Origin of the sequence: Bradyrhizobium sp. USDA 327, from assembly GCF_041262065.1 — a bacterium.
In the GTDB taxonomy this organism is placed as follows: Bacteria; Pseudomonadota; Alphaproteobacteria; order Rhizobiales; family Xanthobacteraceae; genus Bradyrhizobium; species Bradyrhizobium liaoningense.
Window position 1 is genome coordinate 3,010,570 of record NZ_JBGCCW010000001.1, and the last position, 25,876, is coordinate 3,036,445.

Annotated in this window: 18 protein-coding genes; 6 read left to right on the forward strand and 12 right to left on the reverse strand. The window is 63.0% G+C overall.

Annotation, left to right across the window (positions count from 1 at the left end):
• Positions 1-323: 323 nt before the first annotated feature.
• From ABIA42_RS13845 to ABIA42_RS13855, 3 genes are all read left to right on the forward strand, one after another.
• The gene (locus tag ABIA42_RS13845; RefSeq protein ID WP_271528338.1) at positions 324-2,207 is read left to right on the forward strand and encodes a caspase family protein; all 1,884 of its coding nucleotides are present in this window, start codon (positions 324-326) and stop codon (positions 2,205-2,207) included.
• 138 nt (positions 2,208-2,345) lie between these two features.
• The gene (locus tag ABIA42_RS13850) at positions 2,346-3,356 is read left to right on the forward strand and encodes a hypothetical protein (RefSeq protein WP_370112985.1); all 1,011 of its coding nucleotides are present in this window, start codon (positions 2,346-2,348) and stop codon (positions 3,354-3,356) included.
• Positions 3,357-3,447: 91 nt separating this feature from the next.
• The gene (locus ABIA42_RS13855; RefSeq protein ID WP_050995166.1) at positions 3,448-4,626 is read left to right on the forward strand and encodes a hypothetical protein; all 1,179 of its coding nucleotides are present in this window, start codon (positions 3,448-3,450) and stop codon (positions 4,624-4,626) included.
• A 19-nt stretch (positions 4,627-4,645) separates the two neighbouring features.
• Here ABIA42_RS13855 and ABIA42_RS13860 read toward each other — a convergent pair whose 3' ends face one another.
• From ABIA42_RS13860 to ABIA42_RS13870, 3 genes are all read right to left on the reverse strand, one after another.
• Complete coding sequence (locus ABIA42_RS13860) at positions 4,646-5,308, reverse strand: DUF4384 domain-containing protein (protein ID WP_370112983.1); 663 nt, start codon at positions 5,306-5,308, stop codon at positions 4,646-4,648.
• Positions 5,309-5,326: 18 nt separating this feature from the next.
• The gene (locus tag ABIA42_RS13865) at positions 5,327-7,117 is read right to left on the reverse strand and encodes a caspase family protein (protein WP_370112981.1); all 1,791 of its coding nucleotides are present in this window, start codon (positions 7,115-7,117) and stop codon (positions 5,327-5,329) included.
• 140 nt (positions 7,118-7,257) lie between these two features.
• Positions 7,258-8,991 (reverse strand): hypothetical protein, encoded by a 1,734-nt coding sequence (locus ABIA42_RS13870; protein ID WP_370112979.1) that lies wholly within the window; start codon positions 8,989-8,991, stop codon positions 7,258-7,260.
• 159 nt (positions 8,992-9,150) lie between these two features.
• On the opposite strand from ABIA42_RS13870, the gene ABIA42_RS13875 reads away from it, so the two are divergent.
• Positions 9,151-9,432: a hypothetical protein gene (locus tag ABIA42_RS13875; RefSeq protein ID WP_271528343.1), complete on the forward strand. Its 282-nt coding sequence runs from the start codon at positions 9,151-9,153 to the stop codon at positions 9,430-9,432.
• A gap of 98 nt (positions 9,433-9,530) precedes the next feature.
• A complete protein-coding gene (locus ABIA42_RS13880) occupies positions 9,531-10,511 on the forward strand; it encodes a DUF4424 domain-containing protein (RefSeq protein ID WP_370123479.1) in 981 nt (326 codons plus the stop codon).
• Positions 10,512-10,518: 7 nt separating this feature from the next.
• On the opposite strand, the gene ABIA42_RS13885 is transcribed toward ABIA42_RS13880, so the two are convergent.
• The 9 genes from ABIA42_RS13885 to ABIA42_RS13925 are packed head-to-tail and all read right to left on the reverse strand — an operon-like array spanning position 10,519 to position 24,148.
• Positions 10,519-12,330 carry a serine/threonine-protein kinase gene (locus tag ABIA42_RS13885; protein ID WP_370112976.1) on the reverse strand — a complete coding sequence of 604 codons (1,812 nt, stop codon included), beginning with the start codon at positions 12,328-12,330 and terminating at the stop codon, positions 10,519-10,521.
• On the reverse strand, positions 12,327-13,103 hold the full coding sequence (locus ABIA42_RS13890; RefSeq protein ID WP_333921685.1) for a protein phosphatase 2C domain-containing protein: 777 nt from the start codon (positions 13,101-13,103) through the stop codon (positions 12,327-12,329). Before ABIA42_RS13890 ends, ABIA42_RS13885 begins: the two co-directional genes overlap by 4 nt.
• A 6-nt stretch (positions 13,104-13,109) precedes the next feature.
• Positions 13,110-13,811: a type VI secretion system-associated protein TagF gene (tagF, locus tag ABIA42_RS13895; protein ID WP_370123476.1), complete on the reverse strand. Its 702-nt coding sequence runs from the start codon at positions 13,809-13,811 to the stop codon at positions 13,110-13,112.
• Positions 13,808-17,359, reverse strand: coding sequence for a type VI secretion system membrane subunit TssM (gene tssM, locus ABIA42_RS13900; protein WP_370112974.1), 3,552 nt, complete (start codon positions 17,357-17,359; stop codon positions 13,808-13,810). Before tssM ends, tagF begins: the two co-directional genes overlap by 4 nt.
• Before the next feature lie 42 nt (positions 17,360-17,401).
• Positions 17,402-18,934, reverse strand: coding sequence for a type VI secretion system protein TssL, long form (gene tssL, locus ABIA42_RS13905; protein ID WP_370112972.1), 1,533 nt, complete (start codon positions 18,932-18,934; stop codon positions 17,402-17,404).
• Positions 18,931-20,268, reverse strand: a complete 1,338-nt coding sequence (gene tssK / locus ABIA42_RS13910; RefSeq protein ID WP_370112970.1) for a type VI secretion system baseplate subunit TssK — start codon at positions 20,266-20,268, stop codon at positions 18,931-18,933. The genes tssL and tssK overlap by 4 nt, the downstream gene beginning before the upstream one ends.
• A 47-nt stretch (positions 20,269-20,315) precedes the next feature.
• On the reverse strand, positions 20,316-21,698 hold the full coding sequence (tagH, locus tag ABIA42_RS13915) for a type VI secretion system-associated FHA domain protein TagH (RefSeq protein ID WP_370112968.1): 1,383 nt from the start codon (positions 21,696-21,698) through the stop codon (positions 20,316-20,318).
• A 12-nt stretch (positions 21,699-21,710) separates the two neighbouring features.
• Positions 21,711-22,274, reverse strand: coding sequence for a hypothetical protein (locus ABIA42_RS13920; RefSeq protein ID WP_370112966.1), 564 nt, complete (start codon positions 22,272-22,274; stop codon positions 21,711-21,713).
• A 5-nt stretch (positions 22,275-22,279) separates the two neighbouring features.
• Positions 22,280-24,148: a type VI secretion system Vgr family protein gene (locus tag ABIA42_RS13925; RefSeq protein WP_370112964.1), complete on the reverse strand. Its 1,869-nt coding sequence runs from the start codon at positions 24,146-24,148 to the stop codon at positions 22,280-22,282.
• Between the two features lie 356 nt (positions 24,149-24,504).
• Between ABIA42_RS13925 and ABIA42_RS13930 the strand changes: the two genes are divergently transcribed.
• Positions 24,505-25,818: an ImpA family type VI secretion system protein gene (locus ABIA42_RS13930; protein ID WP_370112962.1), complete on the forward strand. Its 1,314-nt coding sequence runs from the start codon at positions 24,505-24,507 to the stop codon at positions 25,816-25,818.
• The last annotated feature ends 58 nt before the right edge of the window (positions 25,819-25,876 follow it).

A 25,876-nucleotide genomic window follows, 5' to 3' on the forward strand; every position in this document is an offset into this window, starting at 1 on the left:
CGAACCGACTTTCGGCCTTCTTCAGCGCTTCAGGCAAGCGATCGAACAGATCAGTAAAAGTAGACATATCAACAATTTACCTCAAAGAACCGGAGTGCGAAGAGCGCCGGCGCGACCGCTCGCAGGCCCCGAACAATCGTCCGAGGCCCTTGAACGCGTTCGCTGGAATACGCGACCAATATCAGGAATGGATCGGGCTCGAGACTGTTCCTTGCACGAGCCAGGCGGTCGCCAGGAGCTATGAGTTTAGTCAGCATCTGCGCGGCCACGCCAACTTCGTTGACGCTCGCTACCATTCTTCGGCTGATGTTGGACGTCGCGCCATGAGCAATTACACGCAGATCAAGTTGTACGCTCTTCTTCTTGCTGCCTTGCTGTTCCTGACCGCTCAGCCTGCTTCCGCGACAAAGCGCGTCGCCCTGGTGCTTGGCAATGCCACATATCAAAACGCTCCCCTGCTTCCCAACCCGGCCAACGACGCCGGCGCCATCGCTGCGACGTTGAGGGCCGCGGGATTTGACGTGGTCGACTCGAGGCTCAACCTCGCAGCGATGGACATGAAGCGCGCCCTGAGGGATTTTGCAGATCAGGCGCGCGACGCCGACATCGCACTCGTCTACTACGCAGGCCATGGGATCGAGATCGATGGCACGAACTATCTGATCCCAACCGACGCCAGGCTTGAACGTGATACGGACATCTACGACGAGGCGTTCTCGCTCGACCGTGTCCTGATGGCGATCGAGCCTGCAAGGCAGCTACGGGTCGTGATCGTCGACGCGTGCCGCAACAATCCTTTTGCCGACACGATGAAGCGAACGGTCGCCTCGCGATCGATCAGCCGCGGGCTCGCCAGGGTCGAGCCAACGGTCTCCAATACGTTGATCGCCTTCGCCGCGAAGGCCGGGTTGACGGCGCTCGACGGCAACAGCCAGAACAGCCCGTACGCGGCCGCACTGGTCAAGTATATCGCAAAGCCGGGCCTCGACCTGCGCAGGGCCTTTGGGTTCGTCCGCGACGACGTCCTGCAAGCCACGGGCAACCGGCAGGAGCCTTACGTCTACGGCTCGTTGGGCGGCGAGGACGTTGCGCTCGTGCCTGCTCCAAAGGCCGTGGAGCCCACGCCAGCGGCGGCCAACCCCCAGTCGGAGGTTCGCCGTGACTACGAACTGGCGCTGCAGCTCAACAACAAAGCCGCTCTGGGCGCATTCCTGACCCAGCATCCAGACGGATATTACGCAAGCCTCGCCAAGCTTCAGCTCAACCAGATCGAGGCGGAGGAGGCACGGGTTGCGGCGACCGAAAAGGCGCGCCAAGCCCAACAGCAGCAAGCCCGGCTTGCCTCCGAAGGCGCCCTGCGCGCAGAGCAGGAAAAGGCGGCCGCTGATCTGAAGGCTGCGGAGGACGCCCGCATTGCGGCCGAAAGAACAAAACTAGCTGCGCAACAGCAAGCGGCCGATGCCGAGCGGAATCGGACCACATCCGAGGGATCGATAAGCGCCGCGCTCACTCGGAACAAGGCCGCCGTCGAGAATTCCACCACGGCGAGCCCGCCTCCAGCCGCTGTGGCCGCTCAGAGTGACACAGACACGAAGGTCGCCGCTCTGAGCGCCGGGCCGCAGCAGGCCGATCCGGCCAGGGCCGATATCCCTCAGGCCGATCTCGCCAGATCGGTACAGAGCGAATTGAGCCGTGTCGGATGCTTCACCAGTGCCGTCGATGGCGAATGGAATGCCGCTTCGCAGCGCTCACTCTCGCTCTTCAACCGCCACGCGGGAACCAAGTTCGACACGAAGCTTGCGAGTCTCGATGCACTTGACGCAATCAAGCTCAAATCGTCGCGGGTCTGTCCGCTGGTCTGTGAACGCGGCTACAAGGCCAATGGCGACCAGTGCAGCAAGATCACCTGCGCCGAGGGCTCGTTCCTCAATGACGACAATGAATGCGAGAAGCGGCGCGGCAAGAAGCCTGTTGCAAACCGCAACACGGGCGAGCGCCCGGCCCGCGCGGATCGCCCGGCCCGCGAGAGGTTTACGCCGGCTGCGGAGGCGCCCGCGCCACGGCGACAGGCGACTGCCAAGGGAAGCAGTGGCAGCATCTATTGTGACCAGCATATTTGCCGTCAGGTCAATCGTGGCTGCCGCCTCGAATACCGGGGCGGTGGAGGTCCCGGCGGCAACACTGGGAATGTCGAGGTCTGCAACTAGAGCCTTTTCCGTTCCGATGGAATCGGAACGGGGCTCTAGACTCTTGTTTTGACGCGTTTTCTTGACGCGAACCGGTGTCCACTTCGCTCGAAAACGCTCTAGCGCCACGCAAAAGAGGTGTCCGAAGGAGTGACCTGAGTGACAACCTGCGAGCTGGAGCAGAAAGATGTCGGCACCTTTCCGGGTGTGACGCTCTTCACGAAGCGGCAGGCGCCCGGCATGAGGCCGACGGCGGTCTATCTTCCACCGAAGCACGCAACGGCCGCCACCAAGTTCGATGTCGTAATCTGGCTACACGGTTTCTATGTCAGGGATCATGAATACCTGTTCCGGAACGATCCTGCACGTCTGCGCGAACAGGTCCGGGATTCGGGGAAGGATGTCGTGCTTGTCGCGCCATTCCTGGGCTACGAATATGCCGTCGGTGACACCTTTGCCGGAAACTACAGCGTGAAGGATCTGGCTTCTGCCAAATGGGGCGAACGCTACCTGGACGAGATCCTCGGGGCTTTTGCCAAGTTCGTGGCGCCTGCCGCCAGCACCGGCAACGGCACCCGGAGCATACCCCAGCTCCAGGTCGGCAAGCTCATCATCGCCTGCCATTCCGGCGGCGGGAGCGGCATGCGCAACCTGGTCGGAAGCCTCGGAAAGTATCAGCCGAACCTGTCGGCCTGCTGGGGATTTGATTGCCTCTACGGCGCCAAAGTGCAACCGGACGACGCCACGTTCTGGTACCAATGGCTGTCGGGCCAGAGCACCTGCGCGCTCGAAATTGTCTATGGCCCGACCACCCTTTCGCAATCGGTGAAGCTGGACCTGGTCGGACGCGGACTCGCAACGCTCGACGGCAATCGTCCTCCGTCACAGCGCCCTGCTCTCAAAAACCTGACTGTGAGCGTGGGTCACTATGATGCATTTCCGGCCTTCGGGCAGATGGTCAGGGTCAATGATCTGGATCCGGCCTTCGTCGACCGCTTCATGATCCCGCAGGTCGCCGACAAACCTCCACTGGGCCACAAGCCGGCGTCGCGCAATGGAGAATTCCTCAAACAGGCGATTGCCAACGTTCGCGGCGCTTTCCCCTTTCCGAAGGACATTCACTACATGATTGCCCGCGGCGGTTTCTACAGCCGCCTGAGTAAGCTGTAGCGTCGCAAAGGCCCTCCGGCGGGCACGAATTCGCCAGTCACCGGCTCGCTGCTTAACCTTGGCTGTGATGATGCGAGGAGACACGCAGGACATGACGGAACCACCTTTCGATCCGAACACCGCGCCGAGAGCCGGCAACTCGGCTCAGGACCGCGCCGCGATGCGAGCGGACATGAACAAGGTCGCGCTGAAGCTGCGCGAAGCCGGCATTCAGCTTTACGGATTCTACAAGATCCACGACCTCGTGCCGTACTGGAATCCGCTTGGCTTCGATTTCATGTGCGACAACTGGCGGCAACTGCTCGATGCCGCCGGCAAGGCACCGCGGCTAGGCTCCGACCAGATCAACATGCCGGGCTACGATCCGTGGCTGCAGGCCGGCGTCAAGAGCGTCGGCTTCACGCAGACCGGCAAGGCTCCGCACGTGCATCTCGACATTGCGATCGATCGGCCCGGGCTCTGTCGAATTTACATCCTGGAGAAAGACGAGGAGCGACGTCTCGACGCCCTGCGACGGGCCCGGGTGGTCACCGCGAGAGATACCGACGTATTCAGGAAGATCCACCGGCGGGTGGAGGGTCTCGGCATCGATCTCGACGATCACATCGGCTCGCACCTGGAGGCGGGGCGGCTCGTGCTCGATGGCATCAATTTCGTCGCCAAGGATCACCACCGTCTTCTCGATGCGCTGACGAACCTGAAATATCCCGCCGGCAACAATGTCTTTTTTCGCGGAGAGAGATCCGGCCGCGGTCATTTCTTCGGCATGGCCTCATTCCTGGCCACCGACGGCATCGGCTTTCGGCAAATCTGGCAGACATTTCCGGAGGAAAGACCGGTCGCAACACCAGATCCGCGTACCGGACCGGCGATGGATCCCAAGGCTTCCGGGCGGTTCGGCGATTCACCGAACCTGCCGGATCTCACCTCGGTGCACTGTGCCGTGTCGAACCGGATCTGCAACGTCCATATCGACGAGATGGGCTTCGTGGTCACGGACAGCAAAGGCACCATCATCGTCGACCCTGACGCGCTGCGGCACATCTTCGTCGAATTGCTCTGGAAGACCAACCTGCAGGGCAAACTGCCTTTCTGGGCGCTCGATAACGTCAATTTCATCATCCCGAGCTCGCCAAACGACTTTTCCCGCGTTGGAGTCAGCGTCGACATCGCGAAGTTCGGGCGTGTCAAGATTGCGCTCAACGGGAGCTGCTCGGCCGACGGCAAGATGGAAGCAGCCGGCACGCTCACGCTCGGGTTCAAATTCTGAGACAGCTGACAGCCACGGCTCACTTGATGGAATAGGACTTGACGTCGAACGACCAATTGTTTGGCACCAGTTTTCCGCTGCCGCCGTCCGGCACACGCAGCTCCCTGGTCCACGCCGACAGGTAGCTCAACGTATCGGCTTGATTCTGTAGTTTGCGCGGGAGATCCGGCAAATCGAGCAATTGCACGCGCCGTTCACTCAGGATCGCAACCATGACGGCCGAGCCGGTCGGCGGTGCGACGACATATTCAAAGCCACGTTGCCGCCCTGCCGGAGTCGGCACAACAAATTGCACACCGGGCTTGACGAGATTGATGTCGCGGCCATCCGACTGCTCCAACAATTCGGGAGTCGGAAAAATCTGGGACATCCGTCCGTCCGCATCGACATCCACCAGAATGAGATAGCCTGCCTTCTTCGCAGTCACTCCGAATGACACCTTGCCGCCAACGTCGACGGTCAGGCCGGGCAGGATCTCGAGGGACACACTTGCAGCATTGCTCTGTGCGGCGCCGGCCTGTCCGCGCGTCGCCTGGATGCGCCAAAACCATGGCGCGCTCGCCAGGCTCGCATGTGGAGATTCCGGCCGCAGCGGCGCCGCGGGCACGGCCCCACTTCCCGCCAGCAGCAGGGCGAATGCGAAGCATACTCGTTTACGGCGGATCAGCTCCGATCGCCACATGGCTCCCCCAAACAGATGTCAGGGAGCGCTGAAAAAGCCGATCGAGGCGATCCGCGCGTCCGCAGGCAGGTAGCGCTCGAGGTTCTTGATCAAGTGCCCTGAGGCACGTCGCCGATTGAGCTGAATCAGGACGGTCTCGAGATCGACCATGCGCCGCTGCGAGGTGACAGCAACGACCTGCTCGGCACCGAACGGCTCACCCACCCGGAGTGGCAGCCGCAAGTTCGACGATTTGGCCACTGCCGCATCTGTACCCACCGGGTACAACATCTGGATGGTACCGTCGCCGGATACATTGAACAGCAGCAATGCCCTTGAAGCCACATCGGACAGTTCGACTTCGATGGTCTGACCAGCGCGCTGCTGTCGATCATCCGGCCAAATACGCATGATCTGCGGCGATCGGGTCGCCATTCGCTTGAGCTCCCGCATTGCTGCGGTGCGATCCACGACCGTCGGCAAGTTGGCTACGTCCATCCCATAGGCGACGACATCGCCCCAGGCGATCACGTCATGCGAGACGGGGTCCCAGATCAGGTCGGGATTGTCCGTCGGCTGAACGGCCTGCACGGTGGCGTCCTTCGGCGTCATGCCGGCGAAATAGTTCATCTTGCCGTCGAGCGCCGCCAGACGGATCGGTGCCGTGAGACGGAGGGGCGCCGGTGCGGCGACGGTCGGGGCTGCAGCAGTCGGAGCGGCGACGGGCGCAACCGTATTGGGTGCAGCGGCCAGCGTCGGCAGCGCCGGAGCCTTGGTCGTCGCAGCCGGCGGGGCAGCCGCCTGTCCATCAGCAGCCTGACTGGAGGCCGTCCTCGCGGCCGGGCCCTGAATCAGCACCACGCCGCGCGTCAGCTCGAAGGCGACGGCGGTCTCCGGCGCCTGCGCCGGTGACGATATCGTCACGATGTTCTGGCGCTGGTCCGAGAGCTGATAGACCACCTGCCGGACATTGGCGAAGAGCTCCTTGAGCGTCACCTTGCCATCGCGATTGATGTCCGCGCTGCCCTCCACTGCCCGCGCCACCGCATAGCTGAGAGCCCCGCGCAGCCCATCGATCCCGGGAATCCGTACTTCGGGCGCCTTGGTGTGGCGATCAACAGCGGCGAGGAACGCCGTATGGTCGAGATCGAGCTCGGACTTCGGACCGTTGCTGTCCGATATCGGTTTCAATTCATCGACAAGCAACGTGTAGCGCGGCACCTGCCGGAAGCTCATCTCTGCAGCCCGCGGGTCGATATCGCGCACCATTCCGCCGCCATGGCAGGTATCCGCAACGAAGATCACCTTCGCGCCGCGCAACTCGAGCTGCCGGATGAAATGGTTGAACTCGCTCCCCAGAATGCGCTCGACTGAACCCTTCGGCGTGGTTTCGAAGCCGGGCAGCAGGAACACGTTCTCCATCCCATCGGGCTCCGAGCCCTTGACGCGCTCAGGCTCCTGCGTGCCGTGGCCGGCGATCGACAGGAAGACGAGGTCATTGCTCTTTGTGCGCGTCACCAAGGCACTGATTTCACGCAAGACGCTCGCCCTGTCCGCTTGGGCATTGGTCAACTCGACGACATCGCTAACCCCCATCGTCTTCAGGCTGGACACGAGATCTCCCGCGTCAGCGACTGCGCCCTTCAGTTTGCGGACGTGCTGGTAATCGTCGATTCCGATCACGAGCGCGCGCACGGCCGCCCCATCCGGATTGCTGATCGCCAGTGCTTCCGCTGCCTGGGCGCGCTGCAGCGGCAGACCGATCACCGCAGCAAGCGCGATGGCGGCAGCGCAGCAGATCCTGTACTCAAATCCTCTGGGCCTTCGCATCGTGATCCACCTCGATGTCATGCAAGCCGGTTCCCGAACCGCGCCGGTCCGACGTGGCGGCGACACGTCGTCCGAACGTCCCGGGTCCAGTCTGCGAACAGCATTCGCTATCCATCTGTAGCGCCAGTGACACACATGGTTCAGCGCCTCTTGGTCGCGGTTTTCGCAGCCGCCGATTTGCGGCCCGTCGGCGCATCGGAGTCCTGGTAGACGTCAGCCGAAACGGTTGTCTGGTCATCGGCGAAGGCACGGAAGCGAACCGGAGTGTAGCCGCGCGCAAGCAGGCTCGCCAACGGATAGATGTTGCGGCAAACGCGTCCGTTGCAGCCGCCGGTCGAAGATTCCATCACCTCCGCCTTGCGATCCGGCGTGAACCGCAGGAACAACATCACATGGGAGCCCGGCTTGTTGAGTGCATCGCCGGGCTTCAGCTCCCAGGGGTTCGTCACGGGCGACGCGATCGCGGGAATGGCGGCGGTCGTGTAGTGGACCGAGAGTCCCCACGTGGCGCTGACGAACGCCGAGCAGTCGACGCCCGCCACATCCGGCCTCGGTGCGTTGCGGGTGCAGACATTCCCGGCCAACGTGCCGCTCTCGATGCGCTGCCGGAAGTTTGCGAGCGAGCCGTGACAGCCCCAGCAATAGGGTACGCCGCGTACCTCCTGGTTTACCTTGCCCTGAAGGTACCATGGGCGGCGAATGCGGTTGAATCCGCTGCACTGGCTGTCCGGATCGTTGCCATAGTTCGCCTGCGTCAGCTTCCACTGCACACCCTCGAACGCAAACGCGGTCTCGATCGCCTGCTGGCGATTTGACGGCCGCACCGCCGCTGTCGCATTGAACTTGCTATTGTTGTAGGGCTGCGCGGTTGCCGTCCGCGACGGCCGTGCGTCGATCACCGACGCGTTGCGAAGGGGGCGGAAGCCGACGCCAACCACATCGACACCGTTTGGCTTGGTTCGCAGGAAATAGACGTCGCCGTCACCCGAGATCGTGACGAACCGCCTCGTCAGCGGGGTGTTCTCGAGAGGCAACTCGTAGATTCCCTCGAGCCGGCCGTTGGCGGCATAGCGCACGACGAAAGTGGATGCGTTCTTTCCCGACGGCGGAATGTCTTCGGCCAACACATAGAAGCGATCGCTATTGTCGATCTCGAGGAACTCGACCGTACCGAGCTGGTCACGCACGCGCAGGCCGAGCGCGCCAATGGTCTCATTGGTGACCATGGTCTGGATCTCGATCCGCACGCTGGAATTGCCCTTGTCCGGGATGATATCGGCGATGACCGAGCCCTTGCTGCGGGACGCGACGTACTGCCGGTCGGGCTGCCGGCCCGTTTTGACGACGGCCGCGCGGGTGTTCTGGTCGAGCAGCTCGGTCGCGCTGCCGGGTGGCTGCGATCCCATCTGAGCGAAGGCGGAGATGGCGACCTGGTCATCCGTGCCGCGGCTCGAGACTTCCTCAAGTTGGATTTCGTCGCCACCGAGCCCGCGCGTAGACTGGTCTGGCGCCGCCTTCAACGTGCGGACGCCGCCGTCCCAAACCATGATGTCGCCGTTATGAACGACGAGATCGGTCGGCTGTACATCCCTCGGCATCTTGAGGACGTCAGGATCGGAATTCGGTTGCTTGGGATCGAACTGGAGAATGCGTCCGTTGACCTGATCGAGCACGAACAGGTTGCCCTGCCCGTCGGCACTGAGCGCCTGGGGGCCTGCCAGTTCCACGTCCTCGCCGGCCGGGACGATGCCGACCATGGAGGCAGCCGAGCCGCCAGAAAAGCTCCGCACGACGGTGTCCTCGGCGTGCGTCCCGGTGGCGAAAATGCTCGCACCGGCGATGAATACCCAGATCCAACTCGTTGGACGAAACATGTTCGCCTCAATGTGCCCGAACCGATTGTCGCGCCAGATCGACTAATCCGAGATGCCGTTGATGCGGCGCGTCAATTAGTGGTGAGCAATCTCAATCGCGTTCAATTCTATCACCGGACGGTGATAGCCCGAATGTCTTCAGCTTGCGGTGCAGAAATCATGGCCAAGAATAGATTTGAGCAGGTCAACGAGATCCAGCCCGACGCCATTACGCTGGTCCTGAAACGCGACCTTGACGGCGCCACCGGATCGGTTGTGATGCCGGCTGCCAGCAGCGGCGGGAGGCTGTCCAATGACCAGGTCAGCGCCCCGTTGCCGGCCCAGGACGCCTTTCGCGGCGCGATCCGGCTGGCCAATGACGTGAAGCTCGCGATCGTGGTGTGCGATCCGGACGGCGTCTGGAAGCCCGAATGGGGCGATCTTTACCGGGCCCTCGACTGATTCATTGCCGGGCGGACCGGCACATGTTGCGACGCCGTATGGAGACGAGCATGCTGAACGGACCCCTGCCCCGCGCGTCGTTGCGGGTCCGAGCCTTGATGGTCGCGCTGTTGGTTGCGACCAACTGGCCGGCACGGGCCAACGACTCGGCCGCCGAATTGTCGATCGGGGGGCTCCAGTTCGTTCGCACCCGCGATGTGGCCATGGAGAGCGAGGACCTGCGTATCGCACTCGACAAGATCATCGTTCGCTATCAGTTCGCCAACGTCACCAGCAAGCCGGTTACGCTGACTGTGGCCTTTCCGCTGCCCGACATCGACCTGTCGGAGGCCGATAACATTGCGCTGCCGTCGAACGACCCGGTGAACTTCGTCGACTTCGAGACCAGGATCGACGGTAGCCCAGCGCCGCTGACGATTGATCAGCGCGCCATGATTGGCGACAAGGATGTCAGCGCACTGCTCCGCCAGTTCAAACTGCCGCTGTTGCCCATCGGCAGCCGCGAGATCCGCGTGGCCGACCTCCCGGCAGCGACCCAAACCCGACTTGTGGACGAGGGGCTATTGATGCCTGCCGGAATGAGCGACAACGGCCGTCAGCAATATGCTCCAGGCTGGGTCACCAGGACGTCTGCCGTGCGCCAGCAGGTGTTTCCGCCTTCCCGCACCGTCGTCGTCGAACACCAGTATCGGCCCAGCGTCGGCTCCAGCGCTGACACCATACTGCGCCCGGGCCTGCGCCGCAGCAACGCACTCGGCCCGGAAGTCGTGCGTTACCGGAAGGATTATTGCGTGACGGATGGGTTCCTTGCCGAGCTCGACAAGCGCGCCGGCGACGGCACGGCCAACACCGCCAAGCTGCAGGAGCGGCGCATTTCATACGTGCTCAAGACCGGCGCGAATTGGGCCGGGCCGATCCGGGCGTTCAAGCTGACCATCGACCCGGGTGGCAGCGACCGCATGGTCAGTTTCTGCCAGGGCCGGCTCAAGGCGCCCCCGACCGGAAACACGCTTGAATATACGGCGAGCGATTTCAAGCCGGATACCGACCTGAAGATCCTGGTGATTGGAAAATTCTGAGCGCCGATCAGTTCGTAAGCATCACGTAGCGCGCGGCCGCGGTGATCGTCACGTGGTTGCGCTGGGCGTCACTCAGCGCCTGCAGGAAGAACGTGTCGGCAGCGATCGGCCGCGGCTGGCGCAACGAGTCCAGAACCTGCGGAGTCGCTACGGCCAAGATCAGTTGCGGACCGCTCGCGCGCGGGACCGGGAGCGAAAACGACAGCGAGTCAATGCCCGGCTTCAGAAGGTAAGACAGGCTCTGCACCTCACCGCGATCCGATACCACGAGCAGTTCCACCACACGATTGGCGAAGTTCTCGATGGTGCCGTTGAGGATTTCGCCAGCCTTCAGTTCCGTCGCTGACAGGGTGACGCGCGGCACTCGCATCTGATCGTTTCCTACCTGGCTCAAGAACTTGACGGCCGGGCACTGGGCCTGGGTCACCTGCCTGACACCGACCGAAGCCTCAAATCCCTGGTCCCGTCGAAACGCCTTGTCGAACGTATCGAACGGGGCCGTCGAGGCGCCGAAGCCTTCGATCACGGCGGCCGTTTGACTGACCGCAACCGGCAAGATGAAGAAGCAATCGCCGCCGGAATACTGAGTTACATATTTGCGGATGCGTTCGGCTCGTCCCTGCCCCTCGGCTGGCGGAGTGGGTGTTACCGCTGGCGGTGGTGACAGCTTCACCGACTCCTGACGTCCGGGCTGTGGTGCAGGGGACTCGACTTTCGGCGGCGACATTGTCCCCGCGAGTTTCGGAGGCGGCGGCAAGGCCGCCACGCCAGGCGCCGACCAGACCAGCTTGTAGAAGGCATATCCACCCGCGCCCAACAGGAGCAGCACCGCGGCTGCGCTCGCATAGAGCCAGAGACTCCGCGGCCTCCTCTGCGCGGTTGAGGGCGCCCTGTCCTGCCAGGCCGGCGCCGCGCTTTCCGGCGGCGCCAGCGGATCGAAGCCGGACAGCGGCGCGGTGGATGTCTGAGGCGGACCTGTCGGCGTCCATTTGGCGACCTCCGCCATGGTCGCACGCAACGCCGGATCGGGCTGCAGCATCCGCTCCAGCAAGGGCCTGATGCGCATGTCTACCGCACCGAGATCGGGCACACGCCGGCGCTTCTCCACCAGTTGAAACTGGCTTCCGCCCATGTCGAGCTTCTGTCCGGTCAGCGCATGGAACAGCACGAGGCCGAAGCTGTAGACGTCGGACTTCGCTGTGATCTCGTTGCCGTACAGGCCGACCTGTTCCGGGGACGCGTAGTTGTCCTTGCCGGCGAAGCCCGAACCGATGATGGTCTTGTCACCCATCTGGGTCGATCGGGCGATACCGAAATCGATGATCTTGGCGCGTCTCACATCGTCGAGCGGCACGATGATGTTGTCCGGGGAAACGTCGCGATGGATGATGCCGTGCTCGTGGGCGGCCTCAAGTCCCGATGCAACGCGCTGCATCAGCTTGACCAGCGCCTCGAAAGTCAACGGCCCTTCGTCGAGCATGTTCGAGAGCGAACGGCCGTTCACGAACTCCATCGCGAGATACGGTCGCTGCAGCACGGGCTCCACGGTGAACAGGAAGTAGCGAACGATCGCATCGTGCGGGAGATTGTGAAGCGCCGCTGCCTCCCGCCGGAACAGCGCGAGCGCGGCCTCGTTGTCGACCATGTCGGGGAGCAGCATTTTCACCGCAACCGGCGATCCGGTCTGGATCTCACGGCACTTGTAGACCTCACCCATGCCGCCCGCGCCGATCACCGCTTCGATCTCGTAGATGCCGTTGAGGCGGGTGCCGGGCGGCACACCGCGGTAGCCCGACGGGAATGGATCGTTGACGGTCATGGTTGCGGCTCCCGATCCAGCGGCGATCTTGTCGGTTCCGAGGATCGCGGCACCAGCAGCCGCACAACCACGATCGTCACGTTGTCGAGCCCTCCCCGATCAAGAGCCAAAGCGAGCATGTCATCGCAAGCCGCCTGGGCGTGCCGCGTGATCGCATGCTGCAGGATCTCGTCGTCCTGCACATGCTTGGTCAAGCCGTCGCTGCAGATCACGAAGACGTCTTCCGGCTCGGCCGGACCTGTCACGACCTCGAACTCCGGATCGTCGGCGACGCCAACGGCCCGCGTAATGGCATTGCTCGGCCAGTCCTTGACGTCTTCGCGCGACACCGCGCCGCCGGCAATCAGTTCCTCCAGCTCGCTGTGATCATGCGATACCTGATTGATGCTGCCCCGGTTGACCAGGTAGACCCGGCTGTCGCCCGCCCATATGCAGGCATAATAGCCGTCGCGCACGAGCAGAACCGCCGCCGTGGTGCCGACGGTGGCACCCTGCCGCTCCTTGCTGAGCGACAGGATCTGCCGGTTCGCGTGGAACAGCCGCTCCTCGCACTGCGCCAGCAAGTCGGCGGCCGAGTCCGGCAAGTCGATCGTATCAAGCGACTGCACGACGATGCGGCTGGCGAGATCGCCGGCCTCGTGACCGCCCATACCGTCGGCAACGGCCCACAGGCCGACATCGGTCCGGACCAGGCATGAATCTTCGTTTCGCGTCCGCACCCGTCCGGCATGAGTGACGCTGCCGACATCGAACAAGGAAGGGACATGCACCATCGCGCGTCACCCCGTCCCGGATGCTGCACGGCCGAGATCGCCGGTCAACAGTGTGGAATAGTGAAATGGATCCGGCAATCCGCGGCAAGCGAGCGCCATTGATGGAAAGCCTTCGCCACCCGCGGTCCACCAGAAACTTGCCGCAGCATAGATCTGCGGACTGGCAGCGGAAAGCGCGGCAAAGGACTTGGTGAATGCGTCATCCGCTGAAACCGCTCCGACGGTCGTTGCGCCCAGTGCGATCATTTGCGATTCGTCGGCGATCGGCGCCTGCGGTCGCGGCAGCGCGAGACGATCCAGGGCACCCGATATCTGCTCAAAGGTAGAAGTTTGATCCAGGGTCGAAAGCAGGAACGCCTCCGCCTGTCCGTACCATTCATCCTGAGGATCGACGCTCGGCGGCGGCAGCAAGGCGCTTTCGTCCGACACCACATGCAGCGTCAATGGATAATACCGCCCCACCCCGTCGAGCGAAGACATCATTGCCCCCGCCACCGTCGTGCCGCAGATGGCGGCGCCAAGCCAGAATCGCCAGACCGGTGCGGTCAGGAACGCCTGCTGCCAGCCCGGGCCAAGCTGATGACGACTGGCCGACAGCGCAGACTGCACCCATGGCTCCCAGGCTTCCAGGAAGCTGCGCGGGGTGGCGATCGCGATGAAATCACGCTTAGCGCCGATCTTGCCGAATAGCCCACAACGCATGGTCATATTCCGGTCGGGCAACGAAACTCGCGGAGCACCGACAGGTTGAGGGGATTGCGCAACGACCCGGTCGAAATCTGATAGTTGAGCTCGCGCCCCGCGACGATGAAAGTCGCGCTGGCGGTTTCCGCTTTCACCACCAAAGATCCAGCCTCTAGCATCCGGAACAACGACCAGGGACCGATGCGCTCGAGCACGGATGGCGGCCCGATATCGTTGCTGACCGAAATTGCCGTCCGCGGCGACGGACCCGGCCATAGGACGGTGGTCGGTGCGTTGCTCTGAGGCTGCGGCGGTGGTGGCGGAGGTTGCGGCCCGCCGAACATGGACGAAGCCGTGGGCGGGCCCGGCGTGACCGGGCTGGTGATCGTCGTGCCGCCAATCTCGGTCTTGACCGTCACGCCCGGTCCGGATGCCCCGGGCGGCCGGATCGCGAACGACACCGCCGGCACGCCACCGCCGGTCTGGAAGAAGGCGTCGCGGACATAGGCCGCATTCTGGAACTGCTTCAGCGTGTCGGGCGAGAACGATCGGCCGACGGGACTCTCCTTCCGCCACGTCCAATCTGATCGCGAAGTGTCGGCGTAAGACGCCAGGAACTGGGTGAAGAATTTGTCCATCACGCCGTTCGGACTGAAAAGCTTGGCGAAATCGGCGAGTGGCACCTCCTGATTGCTGCCGCGGACGAACGGATACCGGTTGGTCACCGTCTGCTGGCAAACCGGCGTGACCTGATCGCGCAGCGCCTGCAGGATCTGTCCGGCAGTCGAGGCGGCAATACTGCCCTCGAACTCCGCGGCGGCCGCGCGCAGCATGTCGGAGAACGGCGGCGGCATGCGCGAGGCGTTGTTGCGCAGGGCCGCAACCTGGCTCTGAAGCGAAGCGGTCGCCTGCGCGGTCAGTTGCGGGTTCTCGATCATCAGCGTCAGATTCTGCGCGATATCGTTCAGGTTGGCGATGGTCGAGTCGATCGGCCGGCGGGTGCTGTCGCCTTCCAGCACCGCCTGATATGGTTTGAACTGCGCTTCGATCGTCGTCCCGAGTGGTCCATCCTGGGCGTTGGTGAACAGTGGCGGCGCGGCCACGGCAGGCGTGGCCGGGTTCGTGGCCGCGTTCGCCGGCTTCGGCCGTTCCTTGGTCAGCATCGTCTCGTCGCGCACCGATTCCAGGATTTGCCGCATCGGTGAGGTCGGCGCGGAAACCGCCCTTAGCACCTCGTATTTCGGCTTGTCGGCGAGCAGTTTCTTCAGACGCAAGCTGCCCAGCGCGGTCCGCCAAGTCGTGACAAACTCGTTGGAATAGATGTTCAAGAGGTCGCCGGCGAGGTTGTCGTACTGCTGGTCGATGGCCGACTGCTGGCCGGCATCGCCCAGAACCCAGCGTTCCTTCTTCATGCGCTCCGACAAACCGGGCAGCCGGGCGACGAAGTTCTGCTGGAAGCCGTTATACGTGAAGAACTGGGGCACCCGCACAGCGTCCAGAGGCTGCCCCGTCGTGGTTTCGAACACGACCGCCATATCAGGACCGCCGCGGCGGGCGGCGAGCCAGTCGCCTGCAGTCGATGAGCGAGCCTCGGATTTCAGGAATTCGTAGGCGCGCTGCGAGACGCTCAGGCGCGCGAGCGAGTTCTGCGCCTGCTTGATCAGCCGGCCGTCCAGCTCGACAAGCGGGGGCTGCTCCGTCTCGAGGTCGAACATCGCCGTGAGGTTCTCATCGAGCAGGCGCCGTCCTTCTGCGTTGGTTGCGCCGGGATAGAGGTTGTCCTGCCAGTCGCGCTGCATCCAGGAGCGGATCAACTCGCGGTCCGGCGACTGCAGGCCGCCGAGCATCAGATAGACCTTCAGCGCCTCGTAGACGAACGCAGATTCGTTGATGCGCGTGTTGAGCTGCTCCTCCAAACGATACAGCAGGCGTGGCCTGAACATGCGCTCGAGCGCCGTATGATAGGCCGCCTTGGAGGGGGACATCAGCCGCGCGTGCTGGCTGAGCCCGTAACGGGCCGACAGGGGCACCGATTCGTTGCGCGATCCGTAGCCTGCCGGGGCGTTGCGCAGCCGATAGAGCAGTGGCAACACCTTGTCGAGATCATGATCGTCGATCAGCGTCTGCTTGATGAGAGGCGCTCCGGCGGCTGCATATTCGTTGTCCGCCTGCACACTCTGCTCGATCAAGTCAGAATTGCGCTTGTAGCTGGTCAGCCATCCCGCGATCAGCCCGATCGAGACCAGACCGATCAAGGATAGCGCTGCTGTTTTCAGGATCAGTGCGCGGCGCACCGCCGCACGGTCGGTCGAGACCCAGTCGGCCTCGCCGATGATGACCTTGGAAATGAGATCGGCGAGGAAATAGCTCTTGCCCGTCCCTGAATAGGATCCGGAACCGACCTCCTCCGCGCCGAACGTGCGCGCCAGCGACCCGATCAGTTGGTCGATGGGCGTCCCTTGCTGCGTACCCGAGGTGAAGTAGAATCCGCGCAAGTTCGCGTTCACGTGGTAGCGCGTCGGCTCGAAGATCTGGTTGAGGAAGTCGTGGATCTGGGGCTTGAGCCGCGCCATCTGTGCCGGGAAGCCGAACAGTTGCACGCGGTGCTGCGGCGTCGGCTCGTCCTGCAGGCGGTCGAGTGTCTCCTCGCTCAGGCGCTCCAGCAGACGGTCGAACTCGACGGGTATCTGTCCCACCAGATTCTGGGTCTTGTCAGCGGTTTGGAATGTCGCACCCCAGACCTGCCGACGGCCGGCCTCGCCGAGATAGGCGAAGTATTCGGTGAAGCCGGCAACGAGATCGGCCTTGGTAAATAGCGCGTAGACGGGGAAGCTGACCTTGAGCTTCTGATGCAGCTCGAGCAGGCGCATTCTGATGGCGTCGGCGTGAAGCGCGAGCTCCTGCTTCGGCAGCGTCAGCACGTCCTCGATACTGATGGCGACCAGGACGCCGTTGATCGGCTGGCGTGACCGGCTCTTCTTGAGGATGTCGAGGAAGGCCAGCCAGCTTTCCTTATCGGCCTTGGCGTTGGAATCCTGAGTGGTATAGCGGCCGGCCGTATCGATCAGCACGGCCTCCTCGGTAAACCACCAATCGCAATAGCGGGTACCGCCGACCCCCGCGACCGCAGCCGGCGTTGCCCCGCGTGCGAGCGGAAATTTGAGCCCGGAATTGACCAGCGCGGTGGTCTTGCCGGCGCCGGGCGGGCCGATGATGACGTACCAGGGCAGATCGTAGAGATAGCCCGATTTGTTGCCGCTTGCGGTCTTCAGCGTGGCAAGCGCATCCTTCATGCGCTCCTTGAGAACCGGCTCATCGCTGACGGGCTGATCTGCCGCACTGATCCCGTCGGCGATCTCCTTGGCATTCTTGCGCCGCTTGAAGAAACTAAAGGCGGCGACGCTCGCCACGGCCGTGGTCAGCAGCAGAATCGCGATCTGGCGGATGATGTGGTTCTCGAGCGGATGCCAGTCGCCGAATGCAATGAAGGGACCTGCGAAATAGATCACGGCGCCGAGCGAGCTGAGCCCAACTCCGTAGAGAATGATGCGGATGATATCCTTGGCAAGCATTGATCGGTACCTGTCGCAAACCGCGTGAGCCGTGGAGCCTGCTTATTCGCTGCGTTCGATGAATATCTCGACACGCCGGTTCTTGGCGCGTCCGTCAGGCGTCGAATTGGGTGCGATCGGCGCGTCCGCTCCCTTGCCTTCAACGTCGACGCGCGAACCATCGGTCAGGCCGGGCTTCAGCGCGGCGGCAACCGCCTTGGCGCGCTCGACCGACAGCTCGAAGTTCGAAGGGAAACGCACTGTGCGGATCGGCGAGCTATCGGTGTGACCGACGACCCGGATTCGTCCCGGCTCCTTGTCGAGAGTTGCTGCGACGCGGGTCGCAACCGGCTTGAAGCCGTCGAGGACGGTGGCCTGGCCTGACGAGAACAACACGAGGTCACAGACCCTGATCACGATAAAGCTCGCGGTCTGGTCCGCAGTCATGGCACAGGCGGTGTTTTCCTTGGCGAGCGCGTTGCGGATGCGCTGCAGCTGGGTGATACGGTCCGGCGGTGGCGGCGGAGGTGGTGGAGGCGGAGGTGCAATGACCTTGCGCTTGAGCTCGATCGGATCGCTGGGATGCAGCGCCAGAGCGACTTCGGCAGCGTTCTCCGCCCGCCCGGCCAGCAGCGTTCGCAGGACGAAATAGGACCCCGTCAATAGCGCGGCGGCCACGGCTGCCACCAGCCAGACCGGAACGCGGAGACGCTGCCGGCGACCGGCCAGCGCCTGCCCCCTCCAGTTGGGCGACAGGTCGCTCACCGTCTTGGGACGGACCCGGCGCAACAATTCGTAGAGGTTGCGCTGGATCACCTGCAGGTTCGCAAGCCCGCCTGCCGACGTACGGTGGATGCCCTGGAAGCCGAGCGCGAGACAGGCATGCTGCAGTTCGAGCACTGGATAGTTGATCAGCGGATCAACCTTCAAATGGTCGAGGATCTCGAAGAAACGGACACCACCCACCCGCTCGCCGAAGAATCGGCTCAGCATGGAATATTGCGTCCAGACGTGGCGCTCATCGGTCGGGATGTGCTGCACGATATCGTCGGCGGTGGCGCATAGGATGTATTTCGCCGTGTTGGCCTGATGCTCGGAGATCCCCGCCGAACGGATATCCTTCTCGAAGAATTTGATCGCGTCGGCGACCTGCTCCATCAGACTCGCGAATGACGCACGCATGAGCGCCACGCGCAACCGGCCAAGCAGTTGCAGCAAAGGGCCGGCCGCACGCATCACCGGATTGGCGTTTGGCGCCACCAGATCGTCGACGCGCAGCGGCGGTCCGGGCGGCAGCATCCCCTGCTGCGCCGGTGCCTGCGCGGGTGTCGATATCCATTCCTCGGACGGCTGGCTGATCGGCGCAGCGGCGTAGCTCGGGTGCTGCGGAATGGGAGAAGAGGATGACGGCGAGGAAGGCGCGGGCGCGCCGGGAGACTGCACAGGTGACGGCGAATAGCTTGGACGTGCTGCGGGTCCCTCGCCCGCCGGAGGCTGAGCGGCGGGCGCCGGCGGCAACCTCCCGCCGGGATTGGGACGAATGATCGTCCGCTCGCCCCGACCGAAAGGATTGACCGGCTTGTCCCTGTCGCTCATGGCCTGTCTTCCAGGATAGCCCAAAGGTACAGCTCGAGCTCCGGCCAGTCGCCGGAGAAATGCATCCCGATCGAGGCCGCCGTGCTGAACTCCGGCCATAGCGGCGACTTGCGATCGAGATAGAAGTAGACGTGATCGGTGATGGCCCGGATGTGCGGCGGCGGGGTCGGCAGGTGCACCAGCGTCAACCCTGGCAAGTTGGCGTGCACGATTTCGTTCATCTTGGTGTTCGGGCCGACCTTGAACAAATGCGGGAAGTCGTTCTGGATCTCGACGAGCGGCCGCCGTGCGGCGACCTCCAGCACCAGGGTCGCATTCCGGAACAGCGCCCGGTCGCGGATCGGCGACACGAACGCATTCTGGGCGCGCTCGATGATCTCCAGGCGGATCGCCCGCCGGCCCAGCCGCGCGCTCAGGAAGTCCTGGATGTCGCTCACCAGGGGTGTGAAGATATTCTCGAGATCGTCGTGATCGTACGCCGGATAGTTGCGAGCACGGCGTTCTGGTGTGGCAAACGTCGCAAGCTCACCGGCGAACCCCAGCAGCTCCTCGTACAGTCGTTCCGGATGAACGCTGCCCGAACGCTGGAAATGGGTCAGCACGGGAATGGTCCGGTTCAGCACCTGCAGCACCAGATAGTCGACGCTCTGCAACCCGCCCCCGGACGACGGATCGACCGCGTAACGTGCCAGCTCGTCGAGCTTGGTCTCGACCCAGCCGATGATGCGATTGAGCCAGCCGTCGATGATGGGATGTGCGGCGCAGACCAGCATCGGCGGCACGAACTTGTCGTCGAACAGGACGTTCTTGTCGCGCACTTCCAGAATGCGCGCGATGCCGAGTCCCATGTATCCCGGCTTGCTGGTCTTGCGCAGTTCGAACGACAGCCGCGGATAAGCGATGTCGATCTCTTCCTCGATGCGCAGCGCCGAGGTCGAATCGATGAAGGTCTCGGACGTGCGAACATAGCGACTGGCGCTGTCGGTGCGATCCTCATCAACCTCGCGGGTGTTTGGCGCTGCGATCGGCATCATCAGCCAGACGATCTGGCCGGCGGCGGAATCCGGCACCTCGATCGCTTCCGGAATCGGGCTGTCTGCGGGGATGTCGAACGGCGTTCCGTCCGGCATGACGCCGGACGCGTTGCGCACTGCGAACTTGCTCTGTTCGGTGAGGTCCTTGTCGATCTCGAGCTGGGCGAATCCCCAGGGGTATGGCGTTGTGTAGCGAACGCGCTTTTCCAGCAAATGTTCGATATAGCGATCGTTCTGCTGCAGATGGTGCGGCCGCAGAAACAGTCCTTCTGACCAGAAAACCTTGCTGTACCAAGACATTCCTGCATCCACTTACCAATGTTCGGCGACCGCGTGGTCGCCGATAGTCACTTTGATCCGCCCTTGTCGGCGCGGTCGTAATAGTCCGAAAAATGCAACATGAAGGTATCGATCGGCGCGCTATTGTCGCGGCCGAGATGCGCTTTCCAGCGCGTCAGGAATTCGTCCCAGAGTTTGCCCTTGTTCGAGCCGAACCAAGAGTTGGCGCCGCGCTGAAGCTCGAGCTCGCGCGCCATGAGCGTCGGATCGATGCCGGCGATGAGCTCGTGGACGGCGTGCTGCATCGCCATGTACGTCTTCAACTGATGCGATTTGAGGTCGCTGAAGCCCTGCGCGAAGGCTCGTTGCGCGTCGAGATAGCTGCGCGTCCGCGGCCCGAACAATATGCGCATGGCCTCTTCCGAAGTCGGCGAGAACTTCAGCGGGTTGTTCTCCACGGCCTGGACAGTCGTCTGGCTGGTGCTGCGGGTCAGCTGCTTGGCCTGAGTTCGCGCCTGCAACAGCGCCATCAGATTGTCTACGGTCATGCGCAAGATCGTGCCGAGCTGTTCGGCGAGCTCCGCGTCGGTCTTGTTGGCAAAGAAATTGTCCGGCAACCCCGCAGCACGTGCCACCAGCCGTGCGAACTCGGTGCTGCCGACCGGCTTGGCCGCGACGGGCCCTTCGTCCACCACTGGTGCCGGGCGTGACTGCTCAACGGGTGGCCGTGACCACGCCGGCGATGGCGGCGGCTGGACGGGCGCTGTTTCATCATCGGTCCACACCGATGGCCGGCGCGGGGTCGGCATGGCAGGTGGTGGCTCCACCAGTGCTCTCGGCGTCGCGACCGGGCCGGCGGCCCAGCTCAATTCGTCCTGCGCATCGGGCTGGTGCGGAGGCGTCGGCGATGGACGTCGAAACGGATCCACTCCCGGCGCCGGGACGCTCGCGGCCCAATCCAGAAACTCCGGATTGATCGGCCGCGCCGCCTCGCGTGGGTTCTTCAGCTGCTGCGGATCGATCGGCGGCGGCACGTCGCGGTCGGCCGCCCAAAGCTCCTGGTACCCGGCATGCTGCTGGACGGGAGAAGCGCGCGGTTGTGCCTCGCGGTCCGCGACGCGCCCGCCCTCCTCGTCCTCCAGTGAAACTCCGATGATGTAGTGGCCAATGGTAAGCCGATCGCCGTCGCGCAACCGGTGTGGCCCCCGGATGCGCTGGTCGGCGCCATTGAGAAAAGTGCCATTGGTCGAGACGTCATGCAGCCAATAGGCGCCGTCGCGAAAATGCACCTCGCAATGCTTTCCGGAAATCATCCGCGCCGGATCGGGCAACGTCCAGTCGAGGTGACGGTCCCGGCCAATATCGACCGAACGCCTGCCGGTGACCGAAAATGACACAGGGCCGCCGTCCGGAAGGTTCGGTTCGTTCTCGATATTGAAGCGAAGCACCATCTCATCGTCTCATCAGCGCGGAGGGCGCGGTTCGCCGCGTGCTAATTGAATACCATCCTCCAGGCATGCCGTCATTATCCGGTCCCGGGACTCGCGGGGGAGCCGGCAAAGGGCGATCAGCAGGGCCGCCCGCACCGCGCGCGCGGCTTGATCGGGCTTGGCCTCGACCGGCGCAAATTCTGCTGGAACCACGCTTCCGCCGGACCATCCGGCCGCCAGCGCCAACCATGTCGCCGGCTGCTCGGGATCGTTGGCATTGCCGACCGCCAGCGCCTTGTTCCGGGATTGCTCGTCCGGCTGCCGGACCCAGGTCTCCACGAAATTCAGCGCCCTACTGTCGTTGGCGTCGAACTGGTCGAACATCCGTCGCAACGAACGGCATCCCCAGGCAACCGCCACGCGCCTGGGCAGCAGATAGGCGCAGAAAGAGACGGCCCCGTGCCAATTGCGCGCATCGGTGGCGTCCTGGAGGAAGTCAAGCGAGGGCTTGTCGACTTCGGCCTTGCCGACGTCGTGGCGCGCCATCGGATAGGCCTGAAATAGATCCTGCACCGTACCGAACCGAGCCTGGCTCATAGCGGTCAGCCGACAAGAGTTGGCAGGCCGTGGGCGCCCAGCGGTCCCCCGGCTGCGAGTGCCATGGCGCCCTGCGCCGTCATCGCGATGGTCGGCGCGTTGATGACGATACCCGCAGGGGTCAGGATGATCTGGCTGGGACCAACCTGCAGGGTGATGTTGACGTTCGCCATGAGCGTGATGGTCAGGCCCGCGGTGACGGACTGATCCATCGTCATGGTGATATGCTGGCCGCCCAGCTCGATGTCGAGCTTGTCGTTGCCGTTGACGAGGGTGGTCTTGCGGGTGTCACCACCGAGCGCCGCTTCGCCGATCGTCCGCGTCTCGGTGTCGCGGACCGTCACGTCGTGGTCCTTCTCGGCGTGCACAGTGATCTTCTCGGAGCCCTTCTTGTCCTCGAAGTTCCACTCGTTGTAGCCGCCGCCCCCCTTGGTGGAGTCCGATTTCAATCCCGCGATCGTCTTCTTGGACGGCAGATCGTAGGGCAGCTTGTATTCGTCGTTATACACCGTGCCGATCACCAGCGGCCGGTCCGGATCTCCTTCCAGGAATTCGACGACCACCTCCTGTCCGACGCGCGGAATGATCTGACCGCCCCATTTCTTACCGGACCAGACCTGGGCGACGCGCAACCGGCATGACCGCTTTTTCTTCCGGTCCCAGAAGAACCGGACATAGATTTCGCCGAGATTTTCGACGTCGATCTCCTCGCTGGAATTGTCGTCCTTGGTCACCACCTTGGCGGTCTGGACGCCGTTGATCCTCGGCTTCGGCGTCAACATCGGCGCGCGGAACGGCCGATCACTTGGCAGAAACTCGTAGCTGCCGAAATAGACGTGTTGGCCGGCGTCGCTCGGGCCGCCAGTGCGATAGGATTCGATCGAGAACGAATGGGTGGCTCGCACCACGAGATATTCGACATTCTGCGAGTCCTTGTGGTGCTTTTCGAGCTTGGTCAGTCCGCCGGGGAACAGGTTGACCGCGTCGCCGTTGCCGCGCCGCCGCCGGTCCATGGCCTGTTCGGACTGGAGCTGGATCTTCGCGTAACGCTCGCCGTCGGATTTTTCCTTGAACTTGCCTGGATAGTCGTAAAACTCCATCTCCGACCGCGTGTAGTGCTCGTTACCCTTGGCGTCGCTGATCATCTGCGCGTTGGGCTTCTGGTAGTTGTAGTCGTTGAGCTCGACCTTGCCGGTCCGAAACCGGCGCTCCGAGACCCATTCGTAGATGTGTTGCTCGCCGCGCCGGTCGGCTCCCGTCAGCGGAATGTAGGGTATCGTGGCAAGACCGTTGATCGGGCTGTGCGACGATTTGGAGTCCGCCAACACCAGCGTGTGCTTGCCGCCCTCGTGCTTGAAATAGTAGTAGATGCCGTGCTGTTCCATCAGCCGGCAAACGAAATTCAGATCGGTCTCCCGATACTGAACGCAATATTCGAGCTTCGGACAGGAGCCCTCTTCGGTCAGCTTGGATTCATAGTCGGTGAAGCCGCGATCGTTGAAGACCTCCTTGATGATATCGGGCGCCTTCTTGTCCTGCCAGATCCGGCAATCGGTGGTTCGCGACAACAGCCATAGCCAAGGCCTCAGTACGATCCGATAGCTGAAATAGTCGTTCTTCACCCCCAGCCATTGGGCTTCGGTGAGAATGCCGCTGAACTCGCGTTCCTTTTCGTGCAGCTTGATGGTCAACGTACACTGCTGACCGATCGCGCGGTCGAAGTCGAGATCGGCATCTTCGCTGAGACACTCGATGCGATATTCGAAGAGTTCGCTAAGTCCTTCCGAAGCCTCATATCCGACGAAAACCAGAACGTCTTTGCCGAGAGGCGTCTTGAGTTCGCAGAGGCGGGTATCCTGGGTAAGCTGGCCCATGTGGGCGTTAACTCCCTCGTCGTCCGCGTGATCGGCACAAGTGCAGATCGGGCGTCATGCAGGAACCGCGGCAATCCCTTCTGCCACTGGCAGGGCCGGCAAGTCTGCCGCGGGGTGGGTGGGCCTTCTGACGCGCCACAGGAGCCGTCCAAAGAACCACCCCGGCCCTCAAGTATAGTCGCCTCCAAGAGCTTGCCGGTTCACGCGAAACTGTCATGATCGTTGGCGAATGAACCAGGGCCATCATGCATCTGACCTATCAAGGCTATCAGATCATGATCTTCCCCTGCCCCATCCGCTGGATGACACGGGCTTCGGCAGTGGGGCGGATGGCTTAGGAGGCGGATGATCCTCGCATGCTCGACGTCGCATCCCTCACCCAGGCCATAACGGCCGATGATCCCTGCGGCCCGGATCTCGACGCCGCCGGCGACATCCAGTACCTCAATTTTTTCGCAGGTGCGGAATCCCTGCTGCCGATGTCGTATTTCGAGGTCGTCAACGCCAATGGAGAGCGCGGGCGGTTCGATCCAAAGACCGTCGATATCGCGGGCCAGTTTGAGGCCGTACGGCCCCTTCTGGCGCGCACCCGCGATCTGCGCCTGAACATGCTGCTGGCCAAGTTCTCCATCCTCAACCGGGATCTCGACGGCTTTCTGAATTGCCTGAAGGCGACCACCACGCTGCTGAGGGATCAGTGGGAAGCGGTGCATCCGAGGGCCGAAGACGGCGACTATGCGCTTCGGGCCGTCACGGTCGAAGCGATCGACGTGTTTCCAACCGTGATCAACCCCCTCCAATTCCTTCCGCTGATCGAAAACCGCAGGCATGGCAGCATCAATTACCGGGCCTATCAGGTCGCCAAAGGCGAAATTGCCCCCGGCGATGCCGACGCGGACGGACCCGATCTAGCGACCATCGAGCGCATCATCGGCGACACGGATCTCGACACCCTCAAGGACGTGAGTGCCCGGTGCTCGGCGGTCGCGGCTGAAATTTCAGGCCTCAAGGCGATCTGGCACGAAAAGTTGAACACGGGTCAACCCATCAGCCTCGATCGAGTCTCCGGTGTCGTAAACGGTATGGCCGCGTGGCTTGCGGGTATTGTCACGGAGCGTGATCCGGCCGCAGTGGCCGCGCCATCGGACGATGCCGCACCGGTTGACGCGCAAGCGCCACTGGAAACGACCGGCGCGCTGGCTTCGTCAGCGCAGGCCGCCGCAGCACTTGCGGCCGCGGGCGACTATTTTGCCCGAATGGAACCGTCCAACCCGGCGCTGTTGCTGGTGCGCCAGGCCCAGGAGATGGTCGGCAAGTCATTCATCGAGGTGATGCGGATGCTGGTGCCCACCCACGTGGAGAGCGCCGCGATCAACATCGGGCGCGACAAGGTATTCGACCTGCCGATCGAACGGATGGCGGAGCTCGCCATAACATCCTCATCCACGATCGAGAACGCATCTCAAGATGTTGTTTTTTGTGCAGAAAACAGAACTCAAGCTCTGGGCCTGCTGGCGAAGGTGGCGGCATTTTTCCGTGCCGCAGAGCCGTCCAGCCCGATCCCTTTTTTGGTCGATCGCGCGCGCGATCTCGCGCAGCGAGACTTCCTCAGCCTCTTGAATGACGTCCTGCCCGAGGGGGCGCTCAAGACAATCGACAAATCGCATTGAACCCGCTTTTCGCTCGACGGCACTAACAGGACATAAGGAAGCTTGTCGACCGCGAGTT

Excerpts from the sequence above, each read along its gene's own strand:
- ABIA42_RS13845 (WP_271528338.1), top strand. The coding sequence starts at position 324 with ATGAGCAATTACACGCAGATCAAGTTGTACGCTCTTCTTCTTGCTGCC.
- ABIA42_RS13890 (WP_333921685.1), bottom strand. The coding sequence starts at position 13,103 with ATGGTGCATGTCCCTTCCTTGTTCGATGTCGGCAGCGTCACTCATGCC.
- ABIA42_RS13875 (WP_271528343.1), top strand. The coding sequence starts at position 9,151 with ATGGCCAAGAATAGATTTGAGCAGGTCAACGAGATCCAGCCCGACGCC.
- ABIA42_RS13860 (WP_370112983.1), bottom strand. The coding sequence starts at position 5,308 with ATGTGGCGATCGGAGCTGATCCGCCGTAAACGAGTATGCTTCGCATTC.
- tagH (WP_370112968.1), bottom strand. The coding sequence starts at position 21,698 with ATGGTGCTTCGCTTCAATATCGAGAACGAACCGAACCTTCCGGACGGC.
- tssL (WP_370112972.1), bottom strand. The coding sequence starts at position 18,934 with ATGAGCGACAGGGACAAGCCGGTCAATCCTTTCGGTCGGGGCGAGCGG.
- tssK (WP_370112970.1), bottom strand. The coding sequence starts at position 20,268 with ATGTCTTGGTACAGCAAGGTTTTCTGGTCAGAAGGACTGTTTCTGCGG.
- ABIA42_RS13920 (WP_370112966.1), bottom strand. The coding sequence starts at position 22,274 with ATGAGCCAGGCTCGGTTCGGTACGGTGCAGGATCTATTTCAGGCCTAT.
- ABIA42_RS13925 (WP_370112964.1), bottom strand. The coding sequence starts at position 24,148 with ATGGGCCAGCTTACCCAGGATACCCGCCTCTGCGAACTCAAGACGCCT.
- ABIA42_RS13880 (WP_370123479.1), top strand. The coding sequence starts at position 9,531 with ATGGTCGCGCTGTTGGTTGCGACCAACTGGCCGGCACGGGCCAACGAC.
- ABIA42_RS13885 (WP_370112976.1), bottom strand. The coding sequence starts at position 12,330 with ATGACCGTCAACGATCCATTCCCGTCGGGCTACCGCGGTGTGCCGCCC.
- tssM (WP_370112974.1), bottom strand. The coding sequence starts at position 17,359 with ATGCTTGCCAAGGATATCATCCGCATCATTCTCTACGGAGTTGGGCTC.
- tagF (WP_370123476.1), bottom strand. The coding sequence starts at position 13,811 with ATGACCATGCGTTGTGGGCTATTCGGCAAGATCGGCGCTAAGCGTGAT.
- ABIA42_RS13855 (WP_050995166.1), top strand. The coding sequence starts at position 3,448 with ATGACGGAACCACCTTTCGATCCGAACACCGCGCCGAGAGCCGGCAAC.
- ABIA42_RS13870 (WP_370112979.1), bottom strand. The coding sequence starts at position 8,991 with ATGTTTCGTCCAACGAGTTGGATCTGGGTATTCATCGCCGGTGCGAGC.
- ABIA42_RS13930 (WP_370112962.1), top strand. The coding sequence starts at position 24,505 with ATGCTCGACGTCGCATCCCTCACCCAGGCCATAACGGCCGATGATCCC.
- ABIA42_RS13865 (WP_370112981.1), bottom strand. The coding sequence starts at position 7,117 with ATGCGAAGGCCCAGAGGATTTGAGTACAGGATCTGCTGCGCTGCCGCC.